This window comes from Pseudomonas paraeruginosa PA7, assembly GCF_000017205.1.
GTDB classification, from domain to species: Bacteria; Pseudomonadota; Gammaproteobacteria; order Pseudomonadales; family Pseudomonadaceae; genus Pseudomonas; species Pseudomonas paraeruginosa.
On sequence record NC_009656.1, the window covers coordinates 6,410,506 to 6,424,605 of the forward strand.

13 protein-coding genes are annotated in these 14,100 nt (G+C 68.2%); 8 read left to right on the forward strand and 5 right to left on the reverse strand.

What is annotated here, in order from left to right:
- Positions 1–60: 60 nt before the first annotated feature.
- From PSPA7_RS29585 to PSPA7_RS29610, 6 genes are all read left to right on the forward strand, one after another.
- Positions 61–381: a sarcosine oxidase subunit delta gene (locus PSPA7_RS29585; protein ID WP_012078000.1), complete on the forward strand. Its 321-nt coding sequence runs from the start codon at positions 61–63 to the stop codon at positions 379–381.
- Complete coding sequence (locus tag PSPA7_RS29590; protein WP_012078001.1) at positions 378–3,395, forward strand: sarcosine oxidase subunit alpha; 3,018 nt, start codon at positions 378–380, stop codon at positions 3,393–3,395. Before PSPA7_RS29585 ends, PSPA7_RS29590 begins: the two co-directional genes overlap by 4 nt.
- A 93-nt stretch (positions 3,396–3,488) precedes the next feature.
- Complete coding sequence (soxG, locus tag PSPA7_RS29595; protein ID WP_003096784.1) at positions 3,489–4,124, forward strand: sarcosine oxidase subunit gamma; 636 nt, start codon at positions 3,489–3,491, stop codon at positions 4,122–4,124.
- Positions 4,125–4,173: 49 nt separating this feature from the next.
- Entirely contained in the window at positions 4,174–5,031 is an 858-nt protein-coding gene (locus tag PSPA7_RS29600) for a formyltetrahydrofolate deformylase (protein WP_003157890.1), read from the forward strand.
- 203 nt (positions 5,032–5,234) lie between these two features.
- Positions 5,235–6,434 (forward strand): formaldehyde dehydrogenase, glutathione-independent, encoded by a 1,200-nt coding sequence (fdhA, locus tag PSPA7_RS29605; protein ID WP_012078002.1) that lies wholly within the window; start codon positions 5,235–5,237, stop codon positions 6,432–6,434.
- A gap of 83 nt (positions 6,435–6,517) precedes the next feature.
- Complete coding sequence (locus PSPA7_RS29610) at positions 6,518–7,474, forward strand: D-hexose-6-phosphate mutarotase (protein WP_079262217.1); 957 nt, start codon at positions 6,518–6,520, stop codon at positions 7,472–7,474.
- 68 nt (positions 7,475–7,542) lie between these two features.
- Here the strand turns inward: PSPA7_RS29610 and PSPA7_RS29615 are convergent, their stop codons facing one another.
- The 4 genes from PSPA7_RS29615 to purE all read right to left on the reverse strand — a co-directional run bounded on the left by PSPA7_RS29615 (position 7,543) and on the right by purE (position 10,117).
- The gene (locus PSPA7_RS29615) at positions 7,543–8,091 is read right to left on the reverse strand and encodes a DUF3299 domain-containing protein (protein ID WP_003150606.1); all 549 of its coding nucleotides are present in this window, start codon (positions 8,089–8,091) and stop codon (positions 7,543–7,545) included.
- 61 nt (positions 8,092–8,152) lie between these two features.
- Positions 8,153–8,398: a GlsB/YeaQ/YmgE family stress response membrane protein gene (locus PSPA7_RS29620; RefSeq protein ID WP_003150607.1), complete on the reverse strand. Its 246-nt coding sequence runs from the start codon at positions 8,396–8,398 to the stop codon at positions 8,153–8,155.
- Between the two features lie 114 nt (positions 8,399–8,512).
- Positions 8,513–9,595: a 5-(carboxyamino)imidazole ribonucleotide synthase gene (locus PSPA7_RS29625; RefSeq protein WP_012078004.1), complete on the reverse strand. Its 1,083-nt coding sequence runs from the start codon at positions 9,593–9,595 to the stop codon at positions 8,513–8,515.
- A gap of 30 nt (positions 9,596–9,625) precedes the next feature.
- Positions 9,626–10,117, reverse strand: a complete 492-nt coding sequence (purE, locus tag PSPA7_RS29630) for a 5-(carboxyamino)imidazole ribonucleotide mutase (RefSeq protein WP_003106314.1) — start codon at positions 10,115–10,117, stop codon at positions 9,626–9,628.
- A gap of 347 nt (positions 10,118–10,464) precedes the next feature.
- Between purE and adhP the strand changes: the two genes are divergently transcribed.
- Complete coding sequence (adhP, locus tag PSPA7_RS29635; protein ID WP_003150609.1) at positions 10,465–11,493, forward strand: alcohol dehydrogenase AdhP; 1,029 nt, start codon at positions 10,465–10,467, stop codon at positions 11,491–11,493.
- Between the two features lie 36 nt (positions 11,494–11,529).
- Here adhP and PSPA7_RS29640 read toward each other — a convergent pair whose 3' ends face one another.
- On the reverse strand, positions 11,530–12,438 hold the full coding sequence (locus PSPA7_RS29640) for a LysR substrate-binding domain-containing protein (RefSeq protein WP_003096819.1): 909 nt from the start codon (positions 12,436–12,438) through the stop codon (positions 11,530–11,532).
- A gap of 175 nt (positions 12,439–12,613) precedes the next feature.
- Between PSPA7_RS29640 and aspA the strand changes: the two genes are divergently transcribed.
- Positions 12,614–14,038: an aspartate ammonia-lyase gene (aspA, locus tag PSPA7_RS29645; RefSeq protein ID WP_003150612.1), complete on the forward strand. Its 1,425-nt coding sequence runs from the start codon at positions 12,614–12,616 to the stop codon at positions 14,036–14,038.
- The last annotated feature ends 62 nt before the right edge of the window (positions 14,039–14,100 follow it).

Below are 14,100 nucleotides of genomic sequence, written 5' to 3' on the forward strand. Positions count from 1 at the left end.
CTCGCCCTTCAGGGAGAGGGTGCCGGTCAGCCGGCAAGAACAGTTTCCGGAGACTACAAAATGCTGCACATCTTCTGCCCCCACTGCGGGGAACTGCGTTCCGAAGAGGAATTCCACGCCAAGGGCCAGGCGCACATCCCGCGCCCGCTCGACCCGAACGCCTGCAGCGACGAGGAATGGGGCGACTACATGTTCTTCCGCGACAACCCGCGCGGCCTCCATCATGAGCTGTGGGTACACGCCGCCGGCTGCCGCAAGTACTTCAACGTCACCCGCCACACGGTGACCTACGAGATTCTCGAGACCTACCCGATCGGCGAGCAACCCGGCGTCGCCGCCGACGGTGAGAAGAAACCCGCCGTACAAGGGGAGCCGGCATGAGCCAGATCAATCGCCTGTCCAGCGGCGGCCGCATCGACCGCGAGCGCCCGCTGACCTTCAGCTTCAACGGCCAGCACTACCAGGGCTATGCCGGCGACAGCCTGGCCGCCGCGCTGCTGGCCAACGGCGTCGACATCGTCGGCCGCAGCTTCAAGTACTCGCGGGCGCGCGGCATCGTCGCCGCCGGTGCCGAGGAGCCCAACGCGATCCTGCAGATCGGCTCCCGCGAAGCCACCCAGATCCCCAACGTGCGCGCCACCCAGCAGGCCCTCTACGGCGGCCTGGTGGCCACCAGCACCAACGGCTGGCCGAACGTGCAGAACGACCTGATGGGAATCTTCGGCAAGGTCGGCGGCAAGCTGATGCCGCCCGGTTTCTACTACAAGACCTTCATGTACCCGCAGTCGATGTGGATGACCTACGAGAAGTACATCCGCAAGGCCGCCGGCCTGGGCCGCGCGCCGACCGAGGTCGATCCGGACAGCTACGACTGGATGAACCACCACTGCGACGTGCTGGTGGTCGGCGCCGGCCCGGCCGGCCTGGCCGCCGCCCTCGCCGCCGCTCGCAGCGGCGCGCGGGTGATCCTCGCCGACGAACAGGAAGAATTCGGCGGCAGCCTGCTGGACACCCGCGAGACCCTCGACGGCAAGCCCGCCGCCGAGTGGGTCGCGGACGCCGTGGCCGAGCTGCGAGGCCTGCCGGAAGTCATCCTGCTGCCGCGCTCCACGGTCAACGGCTACCACGACCACAACTTCCTCACCATCCACGAGCGACGCACCGACCACCTCGGCGAGGTCGCCCCGCTCGGCCAGGTTCGCCAGCGCGTGCACCGCGTGCGCGCCAAGCGCGTGGTGCTGGCCGCCGGCGCCCATGAGCGGCCGCTGGTCTACGGCAACAACGACCTGCCCGGCAACATGCTCGCCGGCGCGGTTTCCACCTATGTACGGCGCTACGGCGTGGCTCCGGGCAGGAAACTGGTGCTGGCCACCAACAACGACTACGCCTACCGCGTCGCCCTCGACTGGCAGGAAGCCGGCCTGCACGTGGTGGCCATCGCCGACGCACGGGCCAATCCGCGCGGCGAGTGGGTCGAGGAAGCACGCCAACGCGGCATGCGGGTGATCACCGGCAGTTCGGTGATCGAGGCTCGCGGCGGCAAGCGGGTCAGCGGCGCCAAGGTCGCCCGGATCGACCTGCAGGCCATGCGCGCCAGCGGCGGCGAATGGCTGGACTGCGACCTGATCGCCAGCTCCGGCGGCTACAGCCCGGTCGTGCACCTGGCCTCGCACCTGGGCGGCAAGCCGCAATGGCGCGAGGAAATCCTCGCCTTCGTCCCCGGCGAAGGCCTGCAGAAGCGCATCTGCGCCGGCGCCGTGAACGGCGTGTTCGGGCTCGCCGAGGTACTCGCCGACGGCTACCAGGCCGGCGGCCGCGCCGCCCTCGACGCCGGCTACAAGACCGCCGCCGGCAGCCTGCCGAAGGTCCAGCCACGCCGCGAGGAAGCGCCCGTCGCGCTGTTCCAGGTGCCCCACGAGAAGCCCACGGCGCGCGCGCCGAAGCAGTTCGTCGATCCGCAGAACGACGTCACCGCCGCCGCCATCGAACTGGCCTGCCGCGAGGGCTTCGAGTCCATCGAGCACGTCAAGCGCTACACCGCGCTGGGCTTCGGCACCGACCAGGGCAAGCTGGGCAACATCAACGGCCTGGCGATCGCCGCGCGGGCCCAGGGCAAGAGCATCGCCGACACCGGCACCACCATGTTCCGCCCGAACTACACCCCGGTGACCTTCGGCGCCGTCGCCGGCCGCCACTGCGGGCACCTGTTCGAACCGGTGCGCTTCACCGCCCTGCACGCCTGGCACGTGAAGAACGGCGCCGAGTTCGAGGACGTCGGCCAGTGGAAGCGGCCGTGGTACTTCCCGCGCCGCGGCGAGGACATGCACGCCGCCGTGGCCCGCGAATGCCGCGCGGTGCGCGAGGCGGTCGGCCTGCTCGACGCCTCGACCCTGGGCAAGATCGACATCCAGGGCCCGGACGCGCGGGAGTTCCTCAATCGGGTCTACACCAACGCCTGGACCAAGCTCGACGTCGGCAAGGCGCGCTACGGCCTGATGTGCAAGGAAGACGGGATGGTCTTCGACGACGGCGTGACCGCCTGCCTGGCCGACAACCACTTCGTCATGACCACCACCACCGGCGGCGCCGCCCGCGTGCTGGAGTGGCTGGAGCTGTACCACCAGACCGAATGGCCGGAACTGAAGGTGTACTTCACCTCGGTCACCGACCACTACGCGACCCTCACCCTGTCCGGCCCGAACAGCCGCAAGCTGCTCGCCGAAGTCACCGACATCGACCTGGACAAGGACGCCTTCCCCTTCATGACCTGGAAGGAAGGCAAGGTCGCCGGGGTGCCGGCGCGGGTGTTCCGCATCTCCTTCACCGGCGAGCTGAGCTACGAGGTGAACGTCCAAGCCGACTACGCCATGGGCGTGCTCGAAGCGCTCGCCGAGCACGGCGCGAAGTACGGCCTGACGCCCTACGGCACCGAGACCATGCACGTCCTGCGCGCCGAGAAGGGCTTCATCATCGTCGGCCAGGACACCGATGCCTCGGTCACCCCGGACGATCTCAACATGGGCTGGGCGGTGGGCCGCAGCAAGCCGTTCTCCTGGATCGGCTGGCGCGGCATGAACCGCGCCGACTGCCTGCGCGAGGAGCGCAAGCAACTGGTCGGTCTCAAGCCGAGCAACCCGCAGGAGGTACTGCCCGAAGGCGCGCAGCTGGTGTTCGACACCCAGCAGGCGATCCCGATGAAGATGGTCGGCCACGTCACCTCCAGCTACATGAGCGCCAGCCTCGGCCACGGCTTCGCCCTGGCGGTGGTGAAGGGCGGCCTCAAGCGCATGGGCCAGAAGGTCTACGCGCCGCTGGCGGACGGCCGCTTCATCGAGGCGGAGATCTGTTCCTCGGTGTTCTACGACCCGAAAGGGGAACGGCAGAACGTGGATTGAGCGGAGAGGGGTTCGCCCCTCTTCCCGGCCCTCTCCCCGAAGGGAGAGGGCAGACAGGCTACCAGGGCGCGCGGCGCCCGAAGGTGAAAACGAATGAGCAAGGCAAACGTCTACCAGCAACGCCCCGAACCCGGCGTCCACGCCGAATCGCCGCTGCACCATGCCGAGCTGCACAAGCTCGCCGGCAAGACCGCCGCGAAGGCCGGTATCGTCCTGCGCGAGAAGAAGCTGCTCGGCCACCTGGTGCTGCGCGGCGACGCCGCCGACCCGGCCTTCGCCGCCGCCGTGCACCAGGCCCTCGGCCTGGAACTGCCGGTGGCCCTGACCCTGGTCGCCAGCGGCGAGACCTCGCTGCAATGGCTGGCCCCGGACGAATGGTTGCTGATCGTCCCCGGCGGCGAGGAATACGCCGTCGAACAGCGCCTGCGCCAGGCCCTGGGCGAGGAGCTGCACTACGCGGTGGTCAACGTCAGCGGCGGGCAGACGCTGCTCGAGCTGAGCGGAGCGAACGTCCGCGAACTGCTGATGAAATCCACCAGCTACGACGTGCATCCGAGCAACTTCCCGGTGGGCAAGGCGGTCGGCAGCATCTTCGCCAAGTCGCAATGCGTGATCCGCCATACCGGCGAGGACACCTGGGAGCTGGTCGTGCGCCGCAGCTTCGCCGACTACTTCTGGCTCTGGTTGCAGGACGCCAGCGCCGAATACGGCCTGCAGGTAGCGGCATGAGCAGCCTTCCCCTCTCCCCGAGAGGGGATACCGGACCCGGAGCCTCGCGATGAGCCGTACCCCCGACACCTGGATCCTCACCGCCGACAGTCCCAGCCTGCTGGGCACCGTCGACGTGGTAACGCGCTACCTCTTCGAGCAGCGCTGCTACGTCACCGAGCACCACTCGTTCGACGACCGCCTGGCGCAACGCTTCTTCATCCGCGTTGAGTTCCGCGCCGGCGAAGGCTTCGACGAAGCCTCCTTCCGCGCCGGACTGGCCGAACGGGTGGCGCCGTTCGGCATGCGTACCGAGCTGACCGCGCCGGGCTACCGCAGCCAGGTGGCGATCATGGTTTCCAAGGCCGACCACTGCCTGAACGACCTGCTTTACCGCCAGCGCATCGGCCAGTTGCCGATGGACGTGGTGGCGGTGATTTCCAATCATCCGGACCTGGAGCCGCTGGCGCGCTGGCACGGCATTCCCTACCACCACTTCCCGCTCGACCCGAACGACAAGCCGGCCCAGGAAGCCAGGGTCTGGCAGGTGCTCGAGGAGAGCGGCGCCGAACTGGTGATCCTCGCTCGCTACATGCAGGTGCTGTCGCCGGAACTGTGCCGGCGCCTGGACGGCTGGGCGATCAACATCCATCACTCGCTGCTGCCCGGCTTCAAGGGCGCCAAGCCGTACCACCAGGCCTACCAGAAGGGCGTGAAGCTGGTCGGCGCCACCGCCCACTACATCAACAACGACCTCGACGAAGGGCCGATCATCGCCCAGGGCGTCGAGACGGTCGACCACGCCCACTACCCCGAGGACCTGATCGCCAAGGGCCGCGACATCGAGTGCCTGACCCTGGCGCGGGCGGTGGGCTACCACATCGAGCGGAGGGTGTTTCTCAACGCCAATCGGACCGTGGTGCTGTAAGCGCGCCCTCTTCCAAACCCTCCCTGAAGGAGAAGGCCAGGAAGAGGAGCGCCCCGGACCGCCTCGCGATCCGAGCAACATCGACAGCCCGCCGGCTGCCAGCATTCTCCGGCCCTGTCGCGCAACAGACGACTTTCCAGTGCAAAGCCGCGCGGCCGTGGACGCCGCGCATTTGTACCCACAACGACAAAGAGGAAACGCGTATGTCTGGCAATCGTGGTGTGGTCTATCTCGGCCCGGGCAAGGTCGAGGTGCAGAACATTCCCTATCCGAAGATGCAGGACCCGCAGGGCCGGCAGATCGACCACGGGGTGATCCTGCGGGTGGTCTCCACCAACATCTGCGGCTCCGACCAGCACATGGTGCGCGGCCGCACCACCGCGCCGGAAGGCCTGGTGCTGGGCCACGAGATCACCGGCGAGGTGGTGGAGATCGGGCGTGGCGTGGAAACCATGAAGATCGGCGATCTGGTCTCGGTACCGTTCAACGTCGCCTGCGGCCATTGCCGCACCTGCAAGGAACAGCACACCGGCGTCTGCCTGACGGTCAATCCGGCGCGGGCCGGCGGCGCCTACGGCTACGTCGACATGGGTGGCTGGGTCGGCGGCCAGGCCGAATACGTGCTGGTGCCCTACGCCGACTTCAACCTGCTGAAACTGCCCAACCGCGAAGCGGCGATGGAGAAGATCCGCGACCTGACCTGCCTCTCGGACATCCTCCCCACCGGCTACCACGGCGCGGTCACCGCCGGCGTCGGTCCGGGCAGCACGGTCTACATCGCCGGCGCCGGTCCGGTCGGCCTGGCCGCGGCGGCCTCGGCACGCCTGCTCGGCGCGGCGGTGGTGATCGTCGGCGACGTCAACCCGACCCGCCTGGCCCACGCCAGGAAACAGGGCTTCGAGATCGCCGACCTGTCCAAGGACACTCCGCTGCACGAACAGATCGCCGCCCTGCTGGGCGAGCCGGAGGTCGACTGCGCGGTCGACGCGGTCGGTTTCGAGGCGCGCGGCCACGGCCATTCGGGCTCGCAGCAGGAAGCCCCGGCCACCGTGCTCAACTCGCTGATGGGCATCACCCGGGTCGCCGGCAAGATCGGCATCCCCGGCCTGTACGTCACCGAAGACCCGGGTGCGGTGGACGCGGCCGCCAAGCACGGCGCCCTGAGCATCCGCTTCGGCCTGGGCTGGGCCAAGTCGCACAGCTTCCATACCGGCCAGACCCCGGTGATGAAGTACAACCGCCAGCTGATGCAGGCGATCATGTGGGACCGGATCAAGATCGCCGACATCGTCGGGGTGGAAGTCATCACCCTCGACGATGCGCCGAAAGGCTACGGCGAGTTCGACGCCGGGGTGCCGAAGAAATTCGTCATCGACCCGCACAACCTGTTCCGCGCGGCCTGAACCACCGGCAACAACCGACGCGGCCCACGGGCCGCGTCGTCGTTGGCGCTATCCGGGGGAACTGCCGGCGATAAAATGGATCGGTGATACTGCTGCCATCCATTCGCGTCCCGGAGACCGCCATGAGCACCGATAGCCCGATCAACCGCGTCGAACAGGTACAGGTCGACGACCTGGCCTGCTGGCGCATCCACACCGCCCATGGCCAGGCGCTGATCGCCCAGCAGGGCGCGCAGCTGCTCAGCTACCAGCCCCACGAACAGCCGCCGCTGGTCTGGCTCAGCGACGAGGCCGGCTACCGCCGCGGGCAGTCGGTACGCGGCGGGGTTCCGGTGTGCTGGCCGTGGTTCGGTCCGCTGGAGCGCAACCCGCAGGAAGTCCGCGGCCAGGTGGAAGATGGCCTGAAGGCGCCCGCCCACGGGCTGGTCCGGGCGGTCGACTGGGAAATCGACGACATCGCCGAGGAGGACGGCGACCTCTGCGTCAGCTTCCGCCTCGACGCCCCCGACGGCCTCCCCGGCTGGCCGCACCCGGCGGCGCTGCGCATGCTGTTCCGCTTCGGCGAGCGGCTGACCCTGCGGCTGTCCACCGAGAACCTCGGCAGCAAGCCGCTGGTGCTCAGCCAGGCACTGCACACCTACTTCGCGGTCAGCGACAGCCGCGAGATCGCCATCGAGGGCCTGGAAGGCGCGCGCTACATCGAGACCCTGGAAAACTGGGAAGAACGCACCCAGCACGGCGCGGTACGGGTCAAGGGCGAACTGGACCGCATCTACCTCGGCCTCGAGCGCGACCTGCTGATCAAGGACCCGCGCTGGGAACGCAGCATCCACCTGCACGCCCTCGACTCGCGCTCGGCGGTGGTCTGGAACCCCTGGGTGGACAAGTCGCGGCGGCTCTCGCAATTCGCCGACGACGCCTGGCAGCAGATGCTCTGCATCGAGACCGGGCGGGTCTGGGACGACCTCATGCTGGTCGCACCCGGGCGCAGCGAAAGCTTTGGCGTGCAGATCTGGAGCGAGCCGCTGGAGCGGCCCTGAGCGGCTCGGCGGATGACGCCCGGGGCGGCCCGCGTCATCCGCCATGGGCCGTTGCGCAGGTGCCGGCCCTACAGGTCCGCTTCCTCCACCACCTTCACCCTGGCCTTGTCGATGGCATAGGCGGCATCGGCCAGGTCATTGCTCACCTGCTCGATCTTCAGCGTGCCGCTGACCCACAGCGGGGTGTAGATATCGGTCAGCTCCAGTCCCTGTGGATAACGCACCAGGACGATCTGGTTCGGCGGCGGCGGCGGCACGTGGATGCAGGCGCCCGGATAGGGCACCAGGAAGAATTCGGTGACGCGGCCCTTGGCATCGTTCTCCAGCGGCACCGGGTAGCCGCCGAGGCGGATCGCCTTGCCATCCAGGCCGGCGACGGTCCTGGCCGAATACATCACCGCCGGCATCTTCCGGTCCGACTGCTTCAGGCCACCCTTGCTGGTGAAGGTGCCGGCGGCCTCCGGGGTGTCGTGGACGATGTCGGGCATTTCTTCCAGCGCCTTGCGGTCGGCCGGCGGCATCAGTTCCAGCCAGTCGGTCTCGGGCAGTTCGGCGTGGGCCAGGGGTGAGGACAACAGGACGAGCAGCAACAGGCGGGCGAACGGGAAGCGGCGCATGATGGCGGGAATACCGGCGAAGTGAGGAAATGCCGGCCCCCGCGGGGGCCGGCCAGAGCCATCAATTCTTCTTGATCAGGCCGTAAATGACCAGCAGTACGACGGCGCCGACCACCGCGCCGATGAAACCGGCCGCCTGGCCGGCCTGGTAGAAGCCGACCGCCTGACCACCGTAGGTGGCCAGCAGCGAGCCGCCGATGCCGAGCAGGATGGTCATGATCCAGCCCATGCTGTCGTCACCTGGCTTCAGAAAGCGTGCAACGAGACCAACGATCAGTCCGACGATGATGGTTCCGATTAATCCCATGACAGTCCCTCCTTACGGGTGTATGCGCATGTATTGCGCCTGCCATGGGACAGTGTAGAAAAGCCTTGGGTTCAGTGCCGCCCGCCAACCCAAGGATGGGCGGGCGGCAATCGCTCACCCCTGGATCAGCGCCTCGACCTCGGCGATGCGCGCCTGCAGCGTCGCCCGGTCGGCGCAGCGCAGGGTGGCATGGCCGACCTTGCGGCCGTTCTTGAAGGCCTTGCCGTAGTGATGCAGGTGGCAGTCGTCGATGGCGACCACCTGGTCCACCGGCGGCACCGCGCCGATGAAGTTGAGCATCGCGCTCTCGCCGACCTTGGCGGTCGAGCCCAGCGGCAGGCCGGCGACGGCGCGCAGGTGGTTCTCGAACTGGCTGCACTCGGCGCCTTCGATGGTCCAGTGCCCGGAGTTGTGCACGCGCGGGGCGATCTCGTTGGCTTTCAGGCCGCCATCCACCTCGAAGAACTCGAAGGCCAGCACGCCGACGTAGTCGAGCCGGGCCAGCACGCGGCCGACGTAGTCCTCGGCCAGGCCCTGCAACGGATGCCCGCTGCTGGCCACGGAGAGTTTGAGGATGCCGCTGTCGTGGGTGTTGTGCACCAACGGGTAGAAACGCGTCTCGCCATCGCGGGCGCGCACCGCCACCAGCGAGACTTCCCCGCTGAACGGCACGAAGCCCTCGAGGATGCACGGCACGCTGCCCAGTTCGGCGAACGCGCCCTGCACGTCGGCCGGCTGGCGCAGGACCTTCTGGCCCTTGCCGTCGTAGCCCAGGGTGCGGGTCTTGAGCACCGCCGGCAGGCCAATGGCGGCCACGGCGGCGTCGAGGTCGGCCTGGGACTGGACGTCGGCGAAGTCCGGGGTGGGAATGCCGAGGTCCTTGAACATCGACTTCTCGAACCAGCGGTCGCGGGCGATGCGCAGCGACTCGGCGTTCGGGTAGACCGGCACGAACTGGGAGAGGAAGGCCACGGTTTCCGCCGGCACGCTCTCGAACTCGAAGGTCACCAGGTCGACCTCGTCGGCCAGTTGCCGCAGGTGCTCCTGGTCGCCGTAGTCGGCGCGGATGTGCTCGCCCAGGGAGGCCGCGCAGGCGTCCGGCGCCGGGTCGAGGAATGCGAAGTTCATGCCCAGCGGGGTTCCCGCCAGGGCCAGCATGCGGCCCAGCTGGCCGCCACCGATGACACCGATTTTCATGGTTCGAGCCTTACCTTCTCAGAGCCTGTCTCACGCATCGCGCGGGTCGGGATTGTCCAGCACGGTTTCGGTCTGGTTGGCGCGGAACTGCTTCAGCGCCTCGTGGTACTGCGGATGCTTGGCGCCGAGGATGCTCGCCGAGAGCAGCGCCGCGTTGACCGCGCCGGCCTTGCCGATGGCCAGGGTGGCGACCGGCACGCCGGCGGGCATCTGCACGATCGAAAGCAGTGAATCGACGCCCGACAGCATCGACGACTGCACCGGCACGCCGAGCACCGGCAGGTGGGTCTTGGCCGCGCACATGCCCGGCAGGTGGGCGGCGCCGCCGGCGCCGGCGATGATCACTTCGAGGCCGCGGCCTTCGGCTTCCTCGGCGTACTGGAAGAGCAGGTCCGGGGTGCGATGGGCGGAAACCACCTTCACTTCGTAGGGGATGCCCAGCTTGTCCAGCATGTCCGCGGTGTGACTGAGGGTGCTCCAGTCCGATTTGGAACCCATGATCACGCCAACCAGTGCGCTCATCGTCGTGCCTCTCTCAAATGCGCCGTCCGGCGCGTCAGAAACCAACAAGCCACGCTTCGTCGAGGGGCGTGGCTTGTACTGGGCCGAGCCGGCGGGCAGTGCCGGTTCGAAGGCGGCGCAGTATACCGCAAAGGCAGGCCGGGCGCGCGCCGGGGGCTACCGTCCGTCCCGTTTTTTCGCGCCGTGGCGGGAAACTTGCCGCAACTCAATGCGCGCCCGCCGCGACGGGCCAGACTGGTTGCGGCGGCCCGCCCCGAAGGAAACGCGGCCGCAGCGGTTCCGGAGCCTGCCGCGGTCCCCGTCATGGATACCGCGGCAGGCGCTCAGCCACGTCCAAGGAGATGACCATGACCCTGCCACAGACCATGAAAGCCGCGGTCGTGCACGCCTACGGCGCGCCGCTGCGGATCGAGGAAGTCAAGGTTCCGCTGCCCGGCCCCGGCCAGGTACTGGTGAAGATCGAAGCCTCCGGCGTCTGCCACACCGACCTGCATGCCGCCGAGGGCGACTGGCCGGTGAAGCCGCCGCTGCCGTTCATTCCCGGTCACGAAGGCGTCGGCTACGTCGCCGCGGTGGGCAACGGAGTGACCCGGGTGAAGGAAGGCGACCGGGTCGGCATCCCCTGGCTGTACACCGCCTGCGGCTGCTGCGAGCACTGCCTGACCGGCTGGGAGACCCTCTGCGAGGGCCAGCAGAACACCGGCTACTCGGTGAACGGCGGCTATGCCGAATACGTATTGGCCGATCCGAACTACGTCGGCCTGTTGCCGAAGAACGTCGAATTCGCCGAAATCGCGCCGATCCTCTGTGCCGGCGTCACCGTCTACAAGGGCCTCAAGCAAACCAACGCGCGCCCCGGCCAGTGGGTGGCGATCTCCGGCATCGGCGGCCTCGGCCACGTCGCCGTGCAGTACGCCCGGGCCATGGGCCTGCACGTCGCCGCCATCGACATCGACGACGCCAAGCTGGAGCTGGCGCGCAAGCTCGGTGCCAGCCTGACGGTCAACGCCCGGCAGGAAGACCCGGTCGAAACGCTCCAGCGCGACATCGGCGGCGCCCATGGCGTGCTGGTCACCGCGGTATCCAACAGCGCCTTCGGCCAGGCCATCGGCATGGCCCGCCGCGGCGGCACCATCGCCCTGGTCGGCCTGCCGCCGGGCGACTTCCCGACGCCGATCTTCGACGTGGTGCTCAAGGGCCTGCACATCGCCGGCTCCATCGTCGGCACCCGCGCGGACCTTCAGGAAGCCCTCGACTTCGCCGGCGAGGGCCTGGTCAAGGCGACCATCCACCCGGGCAAGCTGGACGACATCAACCAGATCCTCGACCAGATGCGCGCCGGGCAGATCGAGGGGCGCATCGTCCTCGAGATGTGACCCGCGGGGCGGTGCCCCGGCGCCGCCCTTGCCTGTCTACTCGACGCTGCCCAGCCCGCCTTCCAGCTTGCGCCAGAGCAGGCGGATCGCCGCCTTGCGCACCAGCGCGCAGCGGTACAGGCGGATTTCCTGCGGCACGAACCATTGCGGCCCGCCACAGATCGCCAGCTCGCCGCGCTCCAGTTCGTTGACCACGCTCAGCCGCGGCACCCAGGCCACGCCCATGCCTTGCAGCGCCATGCTCTTCAGGCTGTCGGCCATCGCCGTCTCGTAGACCGTGGTGTAGCGCAGGTTGCGCTGGCGCAGCAGCAGGTTGACCCCGCGGCCGAGGAAGGCGCTGGCGCTGTAGGCGAGCAGCGGCACGCTCTGGCCATTCTCCAGGTCGAACAGCGGCTGGCCCTCGGCATTCACCGCGCACACCGGCAGCATCTCGGTGCGCCCCAGGTGCAGCGAGGGGAAGATCTCCGGGTCCATCTGCAGCGCGGCGTCCGGATCGTAGAACGCCAGCATCAGGTCGCAGCTGCCCTCGCGCAGGGAATGCACCGCCTCGCCGACGTTGGTGGCGATCAGCCGGCTGGCGATGTTCAGCCCTTCGTTGCGCAGCCGCGCGATCCACTGCGGGAAGAAGCCCAGCGCCAGCGAGTGGGCGGCGGCGAACTGCAGCACCTCGCCTTGCCCGCCCTCCAGGTGATGCAGGTGGCGCACCACCTGGCCGAGCTGCTCGACCACGCTGCGCGCGGTGACCAGGAACAGCTGCCCGGCCTCGGTCAGCTCCACCGGCGTGCGCTGGCGGTTCACCAGGGTCAGGCCGAGGGCGTCCTCCAGGCTGCGGATGCGCCGGCTGAAGGCCGGCTGGGTGACGAAGCGCTTCTCCGCCGCCTGGGAAAAGCTGCGGGTGCCGGCCAGGGCGATGAAATCCTCCAGCCACTTCAGTTCGAGGTTCACGACGGGAAAGGCTCCGGTAATACGACGACACGTCCGTCATCATACCAGCGTCACATCCAACATTATGCCGTTTGTGCATGAGGCAGCGTTTAACAGCATTGGCCACGAAACCGTCACATCCTTAGTCTAGTGGGCATCGCGGCACTGGCCGTGTCCCTCTGAGACAAAACCCGTCATGTCCCCCGTTGCATCTTCCCGTATCGAGAAAGACCTGCTCGGCACCCTCGAAGTGCCCGCTGACGCCTACTACGGCATCCAGACCCTGCGCGCCGTGAACAACTTCCGCCTCTCCGGCGTGCCGCTGTCGCACTACCCGAAGCTGGTCGTTGCCCTGGCCATGGTCAAGCAGGCCGCCGCCGACGCCAACCGTCAGCTCGGCCATCTCCCGGAAGACAAGCACGCCGCCATCAGCGAGGCCTGCGCCCGCCTGATCCGCGGCGATTTCCACGAGCAGTTCGTGGTGGACATGATCCAGGGCGGCGCCGGCACCTCCACCAACATGAACGCGAACGAAGTGATCGCGAACATCGCGCTGGAAGCCATGGGCCACACCAAGGGTGAGTACAAGTACCTGCACCCGAACAACGACGTGAACATGGCGCAGTCGACCAACGACGCCTACCCGACCGCCATCCGCCTGGGCCTGCTGCTCGGCCACGACACCCTGCTGGCCAGCCTCGACAGCCTGATCCAGGCCTTCGCCGCCAAGGGCGTCGAATTCGCCGGCGTACTGAAGATGGGCCGCACCCAGCTGCAGGATGCCGTGCCGATGACCCTCGGCCAGGAATTCCACGCCTTCGCCACCACCCTCGGCGAAGACCTCGACCGCCTGCGTCGCCTGGCGCCGGAACTGCTCACCGAAGTGAACCTCGGCGGCACCGCCATCGGCACCGGCATCAACGCCGACCCCGGCTACCAGAAGCTCGCCGTCGAGCGCCTGGCCGCCATCAGCGGGCAGCCGCTGAAGCCGGCCGCCGACCTGATCGAAGCCACCTCCGACATGGGCGCCTTCGTGCTGTTCTCCGGCATGCTCAAGCGCACCGCGGTCAAGCTGTCGAAGATCTGCAACGACCTGCGCCTGCTCTCCAGCGGCCCGCGCACCGGCATCAACGAGATCAACCTGCCGCCGCGCCAGCCGGGCAGCTCGATCATGCCGGGCAAGGTCAACCCGGTGATCCCGGAAGCGGTCAACCAGGTCGCCTTCGAAGTGATCGGCAACGACCTCGCCCTGACCCTGGCGGCCGAAGGCGGCCAGTTGCAACTGAACGTGATGGAGCCGCTGATCGCCTACAAGATCTTCGACTCGATCCGCCTGCTGCAACGCGCCATGGACATGCTCCGCGAGCACTGCATCACCGGCATCACCGCCAACGTCGAGCGCTGCCATGAACTGGTCGAGCACAGCATCGGCCTGGTCACCGCGCTGAACCCGTACATCGGCTACGAGAACTCCACGCGGATCGCCAAGACCGCCCTGGAGACCGGCCGCGGCGTACTGGAACTGGTACGCGAGGAAAAGCTGCTGGACGAAGCCACCCTGGCCGACATCCTGCTGCCGGAAAACATGATCGCGCCGCGCCTGATTCCGCTGCGCGCCTGATCCGATACGAGATCGGGCGAGGCCAGGTCCGGCTTTCGACGCAGCCGGGCCGCAGCGCAGCC

Excerpts from the sequence above, each read along its gene's own strand:
- PSPA7_RS29585 (WP_012078000.1), top strand. The coding sequence starts at position 61 with ATGCTGCACATCTTCTGCCCCCACTGCGGGGAACTGCGTTCCGAAGAG.
- PSPA7_RS29590 (WP_012078001.1), top strand. The coding sequence starts at position 378 with ATGAGCCAGATCAATCGCCTGTCCAGCGGCGGCCGCATCGACCGCGAG.
- soxG (WP_003096784.1), top strand. The coding sequence starts at position 3,489 with ATGAGCAAGGCAAACGTCTACCAGCAACGCCCCGAACCCGGCGTCCAC.
- PSPA7_RS29600 (WP_003157890.1), top strand. The coding sequence starts at position 4,174 with ATGAGCCGTACCCCCGACACCTGGATCCTCACCGCCGACAGTCCCAGC.
- fdhA (WP_012078002.1), top strand. The coding sequence starts at position 5,235 with ATGTCTGGCAATCGTGGTGTGGTCTATCTCGGCCCGGGCAAGGTCGAG.
- PSPA7_RS29615 (WP_003150606.1), bottom strand. The coding sequence starts at position 8,091 with ATGCGCCGCTTCCCGTTCGCCCGCCTGTTGCTGCTCGTCCTGTTGTCC.
- PSPA7_RS29620 (WP_003150607.1), bottom strand. The coding sequence starts at position 8,398 with ATGGGATTAATCGGAACCATCATCGTCGGACTGATCGTTGGTCTCGTT.
- PSPA7_RS29625 (WP_012078004.1), bottom strand. The coding sequence starts at position 9,595 with ATGAAAATCGGTGTCATCGGTGGCGGCCAGCTGGGCCGCATGCTGGCC.
- purE (WP_003106314.1), bottom strand. The coding sequence starts at position 10,117 with ATGAGCGCACTGGTTGGCGTGATCATGGGTTCCAAATCGGACTGGAGC.
- adhP (WP_003150609.1), top strand. The coding sequence starts at position 10,465 with ATGACCCTGCCACAGACCATGAAAGCCGCGGTCGTGCACGCCTACGGC.
- aspA (WP_003150612.1), top strand. The coding sequence starts at position 12,614 with ATGTCCCCCGTTGCATCTTCCCGTATCGAGAAAGACCTGCTCGGCACC.